We start from the raw sequence: 13045 nt of genomic DNA on the forward strand, positions 1-13045 counted from the left end.
ACACAAGCCCCCCTCAAAACCGATAACTCACCCCCGCCGTCACCACCAACGGATCCAGCCGCACCTTCGCATGTGCGGGCGCTCCGCCCAGTGCCGGCAGCGTGCCGGTCGCAGTGGTCTTGAGCCAGATCTTCTTGGCATCGACAAAGAAGCTCCAGCGTACATCCAGTGGCACCTCGAAGCCGGCCTGCAGCACGGGGCCGATGCCGTTCTTCACGTGCAGGTCCGACACGAAGCCGTCGCGGGATTCCAGCACCAGCGTGTAGTTGATGCCGGCGCCGATGTAGGGCCGCACGGGGCCGCCATCCCACAGCTGGCGGCGCACGGACAGCACGGCGGGGCCGTACTTCACCTTGCCGAGCGTGCCTGCGCCAGCCAGGGCGCCGGTGCCCTTGAGCGCGGTGGTGGGCGGCAGGCCCAGGGCGAGTTCGGCGCTCCAGCCCGGGTGAAAGTCGTAGATGGCGCCGAAGCCGATGCTGTCGTTGGAATCGGCCTTGGCGCTGGCGCCCGGCACGATCTGCCCGCCGGCCCGCACTTCGGCCGAGGTGCTGAAGCCGATGTGCGCGGAGCCGGCGTAGATGCGCCAGGGCGACGACGACGCATCCGGCGATGCCGGGGTCTGTGCCTGTGCGGGCAGTGCCGCGATGAGGCTGCCGACAGCGGCTGCCACGGCCAAAACAGCGGCGGCCTCGCGTGCCCTGGCGCGCGAGCAAGCGGTCCGCGCCGAGAAAGAGCTCGCGGTGATGTGGTGGTGTGCAATGCCTTGCATGGTGTCGTCTCCTGGATTGATTTGTCTGTGTCTTCGCTTCGCTTTTGCCGTGCTGCGGTGTTGGCGCCGCAGCGGCGCCTGCCGATCAGTTCCGGCCGGCCCGCTCGATGCCGCGCGCGAAGCCTTCGGGGTCGGTGAACAGCGCCTCGTGGCTGCCGCCCGCCTCCACGTAGCGGAACAGGCCCAGCCGTTCCGACAGGCGCGGGTGCCAGGGCAGGCTGTGGGGCAGCGCGGTGTCTTCGCGGCAGTTCAGGTACGACTTGCCCAGCGCCAGCGCGGCGGTGGGCTGCGACAGGGCGATGGGGTCGGTCAGGCAGCGCAGCGGCTGCGGGTGCAGCCGGGCATAGGTGCTGCGTGCCAGATCGGCATCGGCGTCGTTGATGAAGCATTCGCGCCAGACCTCGAAGGGCAGTTGCACGCCGCCGCCGCCAGCGGCCGCAAGGCCCTCGAACATGGCGCGGTAGTGCGGGGGTGCCATGTCGCACAGGGCTTCGCCGGGCAGCGGCACGAAGGCGTTCACATAGACCAGCCGCCGGATGCGCTCGGGCACGCGGTCGGCGGCGCCGGACAACAGCATGCCGCCGTAGCTGTGGCCGACAAGCCGCACTTCGCGCAGGTCGTTCGATGCGAGGAACTGCACCAGCCCGTCGATCGCATCCTGCAGGCCCAGCGGGGCCGTGCCGTCGCCGGGGCGGTTGCCCGGCAGCGTGGGGCAGTGCACGGTGTAGCCGCGTGCGCGCAGATGCTCCGCGGTGGCTTGCAGCGTGTCGCCCGTGTGCCAGGCGCCGTGGACCAGGACGTAGGTGTCCGCCATGTCGTTGTCTCCTTGTGATGTGGGAGACCCATGGTGTCGCGCCTGCCGGGCCATGGATGGCCGATGCGTGCCAGCGTGGCGGACGCTGGGTGCCGTGCGGCTCGCCTTTAACCGGCGCCGGCCGTTGGCTCCGCCTCGCCGTGCTCTGGCACTGTCTGCGGCGCCCCTTGCCTGGTTGCCCGGCTGAATCCAGGCCGTGTCAGTGTGGACTGTCGAAGGCTTGCGTTGGCGCGCAGCGCTCCTGCGCGGGGGTTCTGCCGCACCACTGGCGGCAGGCGCGCGCGAAGTGCGACGGGTCCAGGAAGCCCGCGCGCCGGCCGATCTCGGCCACCGTCAGGTGCCGGTGCGAGGGCGCATGCAGCATGCGCTGCGCCACCGCCATGCGCTCGCGCATGAGCAGCAGCGCGAAGGTGCTGCCGCCCGCCGACAGGGCGCGGTGCAGGGTGCGCAGCGACACGCCCACGTCATCGGCCACATTGGCGGCGGTGAGGCCGTGCTCGCCAAAGCGCTGGCGCACGCAATGCTCGATGCGCTGCAGCAGGCCGGGGCGCGGCGCTTCGGGGGCGGCGCCGCAGGCCAGCGACAACAGGCCGCCCAGGTGTTCGGCCTGCAGCGTGCCCAGGCGGGCGGGCTGTTCGGCGCGCAACTGGGTCACATAGGCGCTCAGCACCCGGCCCCATCCGGCGGCGCCGTCCACACGCCGGCCCAGCCAGCGGTCGGCGGCGGGCAGCCAGGTGTCCAGCCAGCCGATGGGGATCTGGATGGAGACGGTGTCTACCGCCTCAGGGAACTCCAGCAGGTAGCGGCGGCGCGAATCGATCAGTGCCAGGTCGCCGGGCAGCAGGCGCGCGGCGCCGGCATCGTCCTGCGCGACGTGGCAGGGCGACGACTCCTTGCAGAGCAGGTAATAGAAGTTGTCGCCCCCGCTGCGGCGGATGCCCTGCAAGGTGCGGCGCACGCGCTGCGCGCTGCCGCTCACGCGGTTGACGCGCAGGCCGCCGCAGGGCATGGAGGCGAGCGTGGCCGAGAAGGCCTGGCGCTGGCCGGGCTCCACCTCCATGTCGAGGAAGCAGTCGCAGACCGCGCCGACCCAGTAGTCCGCCCGCTGAGCGGCAGGAACGGCATCGGTGCTCCACGTGCGGATGGCGCATTCCATGGCCTGCCTGTCGCCGGTCGGCTCCGACTGCATTGCTATGCTTTTGGATGCCATGGTGCGCTCTCCCTGTGCGCTGCGGGCCGTTTTGGCTTGAATGGGCGCTCGGCTCAGGCGTCCCTGCGCACACGCCCGAGCAGCAGCACCGCCGCGGCCGCCAGCACCGCGGGCACGGCGGCCACCAGGATGATGGACGCGGGCGTCCAGGCTGCGGCCAGCAGGGCGCCGCCTGCCAGCGGCCCGACGATGGCGCCGATGCGGCCCACGCCCAGCGCCCAGCCCACGCCGGTCGCGCGGATGTGGGTGGGGTAGATGGCCGCGGCCAGCGCGTTGCAGCCGATCTGCGCGCCCACCACGCCGAAGCCCGACAGCGCCGCGCCGGCCAGCAGCCCCGTGAGGTTCTGCCCGCTGAAGGCGATCAGCGCGATGAAGCCGGCCGAGGCGGCATAGGCCGCGCCCAGCACGGTGTAGGCGCTGAAGCGGTCGATGAGCCGCCCCAGCGCGAGTGCGCCGACCACGCCACCCAGGTTGAGCATGGCGGTGGAGAGAATGGCTTTCTCCAGCGGCAGGCCGGCGCTTTTGAGCAGCGTGGGCAGCCAGTTGACCAGGAAGTACATGACCAGCAGGTTCATGAAGAACGCCAGCCACAGCAGCACCGTGGTGGGCAGGCGGCCATGGCGGAACAGCGCGAACACCGAGAAGCCCGCCTGCACGCCCGCGGCCTCGCCGCGCAGCCCGGCCATCACCGTGGCCGGGTCTTCGCCCGGGTAGGCGCTCTTGACGATGGGCTCGTAGCGCGCGGGCGCGGCGCCGCTGGCGGCCAGGTAGCGCAGCGATTCGGGCAGCAGCGCGGCCAGCACCGGCAGCAGCAGCAGGGGCAGCACGCCGCCCAGCACGAACACCGAATGCCAGTCGAAATGCGCGATGAGCCAGCTGGAGATCAGCCCGCCCAGCGTGGAGCCCAGCGGAAAGCCGCAGAACATCACCGTGACCAGCGTGGCGCGCAGGCGCTGCGGCGCATATTCGCTGGTCAGGGCGATGATGTTGGGCATGGCCGCGCCCAGGCCCACGCCGGTGATGAAGCGGTAGGCCAGCAGCTCGTTCATGTTGGTGGCCCAGGCCGTGAGCAGCGCGAACAGGCCGAAGATGAAGGTGGACAGCAGGATGATCTTCTTGCGGCCCCAGCGGTCGGCGGCCGGGCTGAGCAGGAAGGCGCCGGCCATGAGGCCGAAGAGGCCGGCCGCGAAGATGGGCCCGAACTCCGAGGGCTTGAGCCCCCAGTCTTCCGCGATGCGCGGAGCCACGTAGGCGATGGACTGGGTATCGAAGCCGTCGAGCATGGCGACGATGGCGCACAGCAGCGTCACGCGCAGCTGCAGCGGCCCGAAGGCGGCACGGTCTGCCGCCGGAATGCCGGCGGCCATGGATGGGGTCATTTTGTCTCTCTCCGTCTTGTAGGGATGGGGGTGGCTCATGGGCCGGGGACCACAGGAAAAATCAAGGCTGGTAGTCGGGCTGCTCCTGTGGTCGGGCCGCGATGAAGGCGGGGTGCCGTTCGGCGTGCGCGTACACGGCCATGGCACGCGCATGGGGTTGGAGGTCGCAGCCTGCGCGCAGCGCGTTGGCCACCTGGGGCACCAGGCACACGTCGGCCAGCGTGGGCTGGTCGCCAAAGCACCAGGGACCGCTTTCATCACCGTGCCTGGCCAGCAGCCGCTCCACAGCCTCGAAGCCCTCGGCCGCCCAGTGGGCGTACCACGCGTCCTTCTGCGCCGCGCTCAAGCCCAGCGGCCCTTGCAGGTACTTCAGGATGCGCAGGTTGTTGACCGGGTGCATGTCGCAGGCGATGACATGGGCCAGCTCCAGCACGCGGGCACGCAGCCGGGGCTCCAGCGGGATCAGGCGCGGCTCGGGGTGGCGCTGGTCCAGGTAGTCGAGGATGGCCATGGACTGGCCCAGGGCGAAGTCGCCGTCCACCAGCAGGGGAACGGCCCGCGATGGATTGAGTGCCGCATAGCCTGGCGCGCGGTGCTCGCCGGTGCGGATGTTCACCCCGTGGTAGTCGGCGGGCAGCCCTTTGAGGGCCAGCGCGATGCGCACCCGGTACGACGTGGAGCTGTTGAAGAAGCTGTAGAGCTGCACGGCGGGCTCCATGGCGTCAGACCACGTCCGCCCGCAGCTCGCCCAGGCGCTCCACGCCCACGACCATGCGGTCGCCGCGCACCACCGGGCCCACGCCTTCGGGGGTGCCGGTGTAGATCAGGTCGCCCGGCTCCAGGCGGAACCAGGTGGAGAGGTCAGCGATGGTCTCGGCCACCGACCAGATCAGGTGCGACACATCGCTGCGCTGGCGGTCCGCACCGTTCACGGTGAGCCAGATGCCGGCCTGCTCGAAGTGGCCCACGTCGCTGGCGCGGTGGATGGGCCCGATGGGCGCGGAGGCATCGAAGGCCTTGCCGATCTCCCAGGGCCGGCCCATCTGGCGCATTTCCATCTGCCGGTCGCGGCGGGTCATGTCCAGGCCCACGGCATAGCCCCAGGCGTGCTGCAGCGCGTTCTCGCGGGCGATGTCGCTGCCCGCTTTGCCGATGGCGACCACCAACTCGGCCTCGTAGTGGAAGTTGTCGGTGCGCGAGGGGTACGGCAAGCGCAGCGTCTCGCCATGGGCCACGGGGATCACGGCATCGGCCGGCTTGCAGAAGAAGAAGGGCGGCTCGCGGTCGGGATCGAACCCCATCTCGCGGGCGTGGGCCGCGTAGTTGCGGCCCACGCAGTAGACGCGGCGCACGGCGAAGGCATTGCCGCTGCCTGCAACGGGCACGGCAACGGAGGGAGGAGCGGGAAACACGAAGGCCATGGAGATGTCTTTCAAACGGGGATTGAAGATTCAGGATGCGCAGCGGCTCACAGGCGCTCTTCGCGCAGCAGGCCCAGGGCGGCCTGCACCGGGCGGTCGGAATAGCTGAACAGCACCGCGTCCTGCGTCGCGGCCAGTTGCACGGGCGCCCATGAGGGGGCGACGAAGGTGTCGCGCGGGCCGAACTGGAAGGTGCGTTCGCCGATGCGCGCCGTGCCCTGGCCCTCGACCACGCTGAACACGGTCGCGTCGGTGGTGCGGTAGGTGCGGCCCTGGAAGCCGGCCGGCAGGAACTGCATGAACGTGGCCATGGTGGGCATGGGCCACCCCCCGGTGGCGGGGTTCACGTAGCGCAGCTTGACGCCGTCCCAGGCGTCCAGCTCGCCCTGGCGGAACAGCCGGTCCAGCGCCTCGCGGCTGCGCTCGTAGGGGTAGCTGAAGAGGGGCGAGGTCGAGCCCTCCACCGCGCGGTGGCGCACCGGCACCATGTTGTGGCCGAAGGCAGCGAAGCTGTGCCCCTCGGCCCGGCTCACGGGCTGCACCGCCTCGGGGTAGTTTTCCGCGAAGCCCGCATCCAGGTGGCCGATGAGGGGAATGTCGAGCCCGTCGAGCCAGACCACGGGCTCGCCGCCGTCCACCACCGCCGGGTTGCCGTGGTCGTGCCAGGTCCACGAGGGGGTGATGATGAAATCGCCCGGGTGCATGGTGGTGCGCTCGCCGTTGACGGCCGTGTAGGCACCCTGCCCTTCCACGATGAAGCGCAGCGCCGACTGCGTGTGGCGGTGGCTGGGCGCGACCTCGCCGGGCAGGATCAGTTGCAGCCCCGCGTACAGCGTGGAGGTGATGCTGGCGCGGCCGGGCAGGCCGGGGTTTTCCAGGATGAGCACGCGGCGCACGGCCTCCTCGGCGCTGATGACCTCTCCCGCCTGCATGACGAGCGGGCGCACGTCCTCGTATTTCCAGAAGGCGGGTACGGCCCGCGGGCGGGGTTCGCGCGGCACCAGGCTGTGCAGCGACTCCCAGAGCGGGGCCATGCCATGGCGGGCGATGTGGTCGTAGTAGGCCTGCCGGTCGGCGGATGCGGCGGCAGGCGGCGATGCCAGGGTGGGCGTATCCATGCGTTGTCTCCTGTGTCTGCGGCCAGCCATGCCAAAGCACTCGAATGCGCGCTGCCAGCCGGTCCATGGGGCGGATTATTCGAACCCGTCGATAGTCCGTAAAATCATTTATTGGTCTTATCCATAATCTTTTGGATATACCTTCAACCCACCCACCGACCCCATGGACTGGACCCACCGCCTGCGCCCGCGCCTGCGACAGCTGCAGATGCTTTTGAGCCTGGCGCAGACCGGCAACATGAGCCAGTCAGCGCAGTTGCTCCACACCGCGCAGCCCGCGCTCTCCAAGTGGCTCAAGGAACTGGAGGAGGACCTGGGCATGGTGCTGTTCGAGCGCCATGCGCGCGGGCTCAAGCCCACGCCCCAGGGCGAGGCGCTGATCGCCCATGCCCGGCGCATCGAGGCCCACCTGGACAGCGCCCGCGACGACATGCAGGCCCTGCGCGACGGCGGCAGCGGGCTGGTGGCGGTGGGCACCTCGGGCGCGTCGGCGTCCGACGTGGTGCCCATGGCCGTGCTGCGCTTGCTGGAGTGGCTGCCGCGCGCACAGATCCGGCTGGCCGAAAGCACCATGAACGTGCTCATGCAGCAACTGGCCCATGGCGAGCTGGACGTGGTGGTGGGCCGCTCCGCGCCCGAACTGCACGACACGCACATCCACACCGAGATGCTGTACATGGAGCCCATCCACCTGGTGGCACGCCCGCAGCACCCGCTGCTGCGGCAGGAGCGCGCGCTGGAATGGAGCGATCTCATGGCCTACCGCTGGCTCGTCTGGCCGCGCGGCACGCCGATCCGCAATGCGCTGGAGGGCGCGCTGGCAACCGCCGGGCATGCGCTGCCGCAGGGCAGCGTGGAATCCAACTCCGTCACGCTCAACCTCACGCTGCTGGGCCACAGCGACATGATCGGCATGGCCTCGCACCGCGCGGCGCTGCGGTTTTCCCACATGGGCGCGCTGCGCGTGCTGCCAGTGCGGCTGTCGGGCTTCGGCTCGGTGTCGATGTACTGGCGCGAGAACACCACCGACCGGGTGGCCGTGGCCAGCATGCTGCGCGCCCTGCGCGAGGCTGCTGCACCCGCCTCCTGACCGCACGCCAGGGCGTGCAGGCCCGTGCCAATGGGGGCACCATGGCGGCCTGGGCGCACGGTGCGCCCCCACGCGCAGGAGACAACCCATGGCCCAGGCCACCCACGCAGTTTTCAACCAGTTTTCCGAACGCACCGACTACGACCTGCTCGCCACCGATGCCGCGCTGCAGGACGGGCTGCATCGCACGGGTGCGCAAGGCGCCCTGCCCGCCCTGGGCGCCTACGCACGGCAGCTCGGCACGGCCGCGACAGGGGCCCTGGCCGAACAGGCCAACCGCCACACGCCGCAACTGCACCGCTTCGACAACCGGGGCCGGCGCATCGACCGGGTCGAGTTCCACCCCGCGTGGGACGCGCTCATGGCGCTCTACCGCGCGCAGGGCCTGGTCTCCATGCCCTTCGACAGCGACCGGCCCGGCCGATGGGCAGCCTGGGCCGCGGGCTTTTACCTGCATGGCCAGGTCGAGCAGGGCACCCTGTGCCCCGCCACCATGACGCAGGCCGCGATCCCGCTGCTGCGCAAGGAGCCCGCGCTTTGGGCGCAGCTGGCGGACAAGCTCCACAGCCGCACCCACGACCCGCGCGACCGGCCCGCGCAGGAAAAATCCAGCGTCTGGCTGGGCATGGGCATGACCGAAAAGCAGGGCGGCTCCGACGTGCGCGCCAACACCACCGTGGCCACGCCCGTCGGCGCGGGCGGGCGCGGCGGCGAATACCGGCTGCACGGCCACAAGTGGTTCTTCTCCACCCCGCAGAGCGACGCGCACCTGGTGGTGGCGCGCACCGGCGAGGGCGGCCCCTTCGCCTGCTTCTACGTGCCGCGCTGGCGGCCCGACGGCACGCTCAACGCGGTGCACGTGCAGCGCCTGAAGGACAAGGTGGGCAACCGCAGCAACGCCAGCGGCGAGGTGGAATTCGACGGCGCCTGGGGCCTGCTGATGGGCGAGGAAGGCCGCGGCATCCCCACGATCATCGAGATGGCGACCACCACGCGCATGAACTGCGTGGCCGGCAGCGCCGCCATCCTGCGCCAGGCCACCGTGCAGGCCATCGCCTATGCCCGCCAGCGCCATGCCTTCGGCCGGGCCCTGGCCGAGCAGCCGCTGATGCGCGCCGTGCTGGCCGACCTGGCGCTGGAGAGCGAGGCCGCGCTGGCGCTGCTGATGCGCCTGGCCGAGGCCTTCGAACGCGACGATGACGGCACCGCCAGCGCGGCCGACCGCGCCTGGAAGCGCGTGATGACGCCTGCGGCCAAGTTCTGGGTCTGCAAGCGCGGCGTGGGGCTGGCCGGCGAGGCCATGGAGGTCTTCGGCGGCAACGGCTACGTGCAGGACGGCGTGATGGCGCGCCTCTTTCTCGAATCGCCCGTCAACTCGATCTGGGAAGGCTCGGGCAACGTGATGTGCCTGGACGTGCTGCGCGCCCTGACGCGAGAGCCCCAGACCGCGTCGGCGCTGCTGCAGGACTTCGCCGACGCCGCGGCCGGCGAGCCGCGCATCCTCGACGCGCTCCGGCCGCTCCAAGGCCTGCTCGCCCTCCCGCCCGAACAGCTGGAGCCCCTGGGCCGCCAGCTCGTGCAGCGCCTGGTGCTGGTGGCGCAAGCCTGCCTGCTGCGCCGCCATGCGCCGCAGGCGGTGGCGGATGCGTTCATTGCCACCCGGCTGGAGGACGGCGGCGCAGGCCGCGTCGTGGGCGCCATCGACACCCGAGCGATGGACACCGGGGCGATTCTGGAACGGGCGTTTCCGGCGTGAACCAGCCGGCGGCGCCCCACGCGTTGTCACGCGGCATTCGCGCGTCCGTCTGGCATCGCTCCGGCCATCGTTTTGCTATCAATTAAATAGCATCACAGGCATGCAATCTCCCGGCATGCAGCGGTTTTCGCTGAAAACGGGCTCGGACGCGCCTGCCACAGTGGGCGAGGGCCGCCTGCGGTCGTTTCAACCACCGCCAGAGAGCACGCTCACCCCGGCACGCCGCCCCAGCGCTGCAGCAGCAACGCGTCCTCGGCAGCGCGCTGGCGTTGCATGAACTCGGCGGCGGCCTCGTTGTAGGCCACGCGCTCCTGCACGTGGGCATCGCCATCGCGTGGCAGATCGCGGTCATGGAACGGGTCTTCGTCGAAAGCCGCTTCGAGTGCGGCGAACGGCTCGCGATGCAGGTGCCGCATGCCGACGCGCCAGGTTTCGTTGGACAGCAGGTAGGCCGTGAGCTGCCGGTCGTCGCCTTCGGCGTCCATTACCCCCGCGGCCAGGGCCGACAGGTCGCCGGGCGTCAGCACGCTTTGCGTGGCATAGGTCATTTCGGAAGGCACGCTGCCCGGCAGCACCAGCAGGGCCTTCAGGCTGACCTTGGCGTGCAGCATGGTTTCCAGGGGTTCCCTGCGCAACTGCCGCTCCATCTCCTCGGGAATGCCGGGTGTTTCCAGCGCCTGGTGGATGAAGTGGTGCACGGCCGTCTCCAACGCTCCCAGGCGGAACTGCTGCCGCGCCCAGCCGTCCAAGCCCGCCGCGTCGATGCGGCCCTCTTGCACCGCCTGGGCCATCTGGTGGTTGCGCACCGCGAGCACGATGGCGGAAAAGCCTTCGGCCACGTTGTCGCCGCACGATCCGAGCGCGTTCTCGGCCATGGCCAGCACCCTCGCCCGGAGCGGACCGTCGCGGGCGATGGCCCGAATCACCTGCGCCCCTTCCTGCAGGAGGGTGGCGCCCGGCCCGTGGGCTTTCTGCAGCGCCGGGGTGGACGGCAGCCTTCGCTCCAGCAAATGGGCGAACGCGGGCGCGTTTTCCTCCCCATCGAAGGCCTCCTGGGCTTCCAGCCAGAGCGAGAAGGGCTCCCGCAGTTCGGATCGAAGGTGGGGTGGCGTGGCTTTGTGCAGGGCCCCGGCACCGATCGCCCGGTAACCCCGCTCCGCCAGGGCCACGATGCCCTCCCGGGACAGCCGTGCGGCATGGTCCGGCGTGAGCGTGGCGCCGTTCTCGCAATGGGTCTGCAAGGCACGTTCGGCCGCATCGCGCAGGGGCTGCGCGAGCGATTCGTCACCGATCACCCGCAGGAGCTGGTTGAACGCCGCGCGGTACTCCGGCCCCCGCATGCGGCCCTCCCCGTCGCGGACCGCCACCCCACCATCGAGCGGAGCGCAGGCCCGCAGCAGGGACAGGACCCGCTGGCCGGCCTGGGCCAGGCGGCCGGCATCGTGGCGGATCTCGCGGCGGGCCCGCAGTTGCGCCTTCATTACCGACATCCACAGGTTCATCTCCGGGGAGGGCGCCTGCAGGTCGGGATGCTTTCGCCAGCGCGCTTCCAGGGTTTGCGCGAGAAGCGCGCGCTGCGCGGGGGCCAGAGCCTTGGCGTGCAGATACTGGGCGGCGGCAGGCGCTTGCAGCCAGTCCGCCCAGGCCGGCAAGGGCACGGCTGGCGCCTCGGCCGCCGGGCCCGGGGCGGACGCTGCGGCCGGCGGCACGGGCGTGGCTGGTGCGCCGTGCGCGGCCCCGCCTGCGGCGGGCGCGGGCGGGATTCCCAGCAACTCCCCCAGCGTGCGCCGCACGGGGGGCGCGGGCATCGGCGCGGCGGCGGTGGCCCCCGGTGCCGAAGGGGCCCGCGCCGCCATGGCCCCCAGGGGCATTCCCAGCAGCGATCCGAGCGTGTGCCTCTCCGGCGGGGCGACCGGCGCGGTAGCGTGATCGGCCGGCCTCTGCGGTGGCAGCGCGGCCGGCACGGACAGCGCACGGGAAGGGCCGGACAGGGGCATGGCGCATCGCGGAGTGAAGAACGCCGACATGCTGCCCCAGGCCCGAACCCGAGGCTGCCTGCAGCCCGAAGGGGGTGTGCTGGAGGCGAACCGGCGGGCCGGCGCCGCCGGTGGGTTGACGTTGTCATGGCCGGCGCGCGGTCCGGCACGCGCCACAATGGCGGCCATGCTCACGCTCCAAACCATCCAGGATGCCGCCGCCCGCCTGCGCGGCCATGTGCTCGACACGCCGTGCGTGGAATCCAAGACGCTCTCGCAGATCGTGGGCGCCCAGGTGTTCCTCAAGTTCGAGAACCTGCAGTTCACCGCCTCCTTCAAGGAGCGCGGCGCCTGCAACAAGCTCAGCCAGCTGTCGCCCGAAGAGCAGCAGCGCGGCGTGATCGCGATGAGCGCCGGCAACCACGCCCAGGGCGTGGCCTACCACGCGCAGCGCCTGGGCCTGCGCGCCGTGATCGTGATGCCGCGCTTCACGCCGGGCGTGAAGGTGGAGCGCACGCGCGGCTTCGGCGCCGAGGTGGTGCTGCACGGCGACACGCTGGAGGAAGCCCGCGCCCACGCCTATGCATTGGCCGAAGAGCGCGGCCTGACCTTCGTGCACCCCTACGACGACGAGGCCGTGGCCGCCGGCCAGGGCACGCTGGGCCTGGAGATGCTGCAGGCCGTGCCGGACCTGGACACCCTGGTCATCGCGGTGGGCGGCGGCGGCCTGATCTCCGGCGTGGCGACGGCCGCCAAGGCGATCCGCCCCGGCATCGAGATCGTGGGCGTGCAGACCGCGCGCTTTCCGGCCATGGTCAACGCCATCAAGGGCACGCAGCATCCGCAGGGCACCTCCACCATCGCCGAGGGCATCGCCGTGGGCACGCCGGGCACGCTCACCCGCGAAGTGATCGCGCGGCTGGTGGACGACCTGGTGCTGGTGCAGGAGGGCGACATCGAGCAGGCCGTGCTCATGCTGCTGGAAATCGAAAAGACGCTGGTCGAGGGCGCCGGCGCCGCGGGCCTGGCGGCGCTCGTGCGCTACCCGGAACGCTTTCAGGGCAAGAAGGTGGGCCTGGTGCTGTGCGGGGGCAACATCGACCCGCTGCTGCTGGCCGCCATCATCGAGCGCGGCATGGTGCGCTCCGGGCGGCTGGCCCGCATCAAGGTCAGCGCGCGCGACATTCCGGGCGTGCTGGCCCGCATCACCGCCACCGTGGCCGAAGCCGGCGCCAACATCGAGGAGGTGCATCACCAGCGGGCCTTCACCATGCTGGCCGCCCAGAACGTGGAGATCGAACTCGTGCTGCAGACGCGCGGCAAGGCGCACGTGCAGCAGGTGCTGGAGCAATTGCGCGCAGCCCACATGGAGGCCGACCTGATCTGAGGCCCAGAAAGGCGTCCGCTCCGGGCCGCGGGTTTTTTGTAGGAGAAACGCGTTTTTTTGCCGAAATTCCCCGCCGAATACACGGCGTTGCATGGGATGGCGCACGGTTTTCGGCACACTGCTGG

Annotated in this window: 11 protein-coding genes; 3 read left to right on the plus strand and 8 right to left on the minus strand. The window is 70.9% G+C overall.

The features are described from left to right. Window positions 1–13: 13 nt before the first annotated feature. The 7 genes from AVAK2825_RS04670 to gtdA form a co-directional block, all read right to left on the minus strand. Complete coding sequence (locus tag AVAK2825_RS04670; RefSeq protein ID WP_284394728.1) at window positions 14–769, minus strand: OmpW/AlkL family protein; 756 nt, start codon at window positions 767–769, stop codon at window positions 14–16. An 85-nt stretch (window positions 770–854) separates the two neighbouring features. Continuing rightward, on the minus strand, window positions 855–1583 hold the full coding sequence (locus AVAK2825_RS04675; RefSeq protein ID WP_284394729.1) for an alpha/beta fold hydrolase: 729 nt from the start codon (window positions 1581–1583) through the stop codon (window positions 855–857). A gap of 199 nt (window positions 1584–1782) precedes the next feature. Further along, a complete protein-coding gene (locus AVAK2825_RS04680) occupies window positions 1783–2793 on the minus strand; it encodes an AraC-like ligand-binding domain-containing protein (protein ID WP_502870483.1) in 1011 nt (336 codons plus the stop codon). Window positions 2794–2846: 53 nt separating this feature from the next. Then, window positions 2847–4172: an MFS transporter gene (locus AVAK2825_RS04685; RefSeq protein ID WP_284394730.1), complete on the minus strand. Its 1326-nt coding sequence runs from the start codon at window positions 4170–4172 to the stop codon at window positions 2847–2849. A gap of 61 nt (window positions 4173–4233) precedes the next feature. Next, window positions 4234–4878: a maleylacetoacetate isomerase gene (gene maiA / locus AVAK2825_RS04690; RefSeq protein ID WP_284394731.1), complete on the minus strand. Its 645-nt coding sequence runs from the start codon at window positions 4876–4878 to the stop codon at window positions 4234–4236. 16 nt (window positions 4879–4894) lie between these two features. Then, complete coding sequence (locus AVAK2825_RS04695; protein WP_284394732.1) at window positions 4895–5593, minus strand: fumarylacetoacetate hydrolase family protein; 699 nt, start codon at window positions 5591–5593, stop codon at window positions 4895–4897. Between the two features lie 47 nt (window positions 5594–5640). Then, entirely contained in the window at window positions 5641–6711 is a 1071-nt protein-coding gene (gene gtdA / locus AVAK2825_RS04700) for a gentisate 1,2-dioxygenase (protein WP_284394733.1), read from the minus strand. A 163-nt stretch (window positions 6712–6874) separates the two neighbouring features. On the opposite strand from gtdA, the gene AVAK2825_RS04705 reads away from it, so the two are divergent. Together AVAK2825_RS04705 and AVAK2825_RS04710 are read left to right on the plus strand one after the other, a co-directional pair. Then, the gene (locus tag AVAK2825_RS04705) at window positions 6875–7801 is read left to right on the plus strand and encodes a LysR family transcriptional regulator (protein WP_284394734.1); all 927 of its coding nucleotides are present in this window, start codon (window positions 6875–6877) and stop codon (window positions 7799–7801) included. 88 nt (window positions 7802–7889) lie between these two features. Then, window positions 7890–9557 carry an acyl-CoA dehydrogenase family protein gene (locus AVAK2825_RS04710; protein ID WP_284394735.1) on the plus strand — a complete coding sequence of 556 codons (1668 nt, stop codon included), beginning with the start codon at window positions 7890–7892 and terminating at the stop codon, window positions 9555–9557. Between the two features lie 209 nt (window positions 9558–9766). On the opposite strand, the gene AVAK2825_RS04715 is transcribed toward AVAK2825_RS04710, so the two are convergent. After that, window positions 9767–11365, minus strand: coding sequence for an NEL-type E3 ubiquitin ligase domain-containing protein (locus AVAK2825_RS04715; RefSeq protein WP_284394736.1), 1599 nt, complete (start codon window positions 11363–11365; stop codon window positions 9767–9769). Between the two features lie 346 nt (window positions 11366–11711). On the opposite strand from AVAK2825_RS04715, the gene AVAK2825_RS04720 reads away from it, so the two are divergent. Then, window positions 11712–12920 (plus strand): threonine ammonia-lyase, encoded by a 1209-nt coding sequence (locus tag AVAK2825_RS04720; protein ID WP_284394762.1) that lies wholly within the window; start codon window positions 11712–11714, stop codon window positions 12918–12920. Window positions 12921–13045: the final 125 nt, after the last annotated feature.

Source organism: Acidovorax sp. SUPP2825 (genome assembly GCF_030158995.1).
Classification (GTDB): domain Bacteria; phylum Pseudomonadota; class Gammaproteobacteria; order Burkholderiales; family Burkholderiaceae_C; genus Paracidovorax.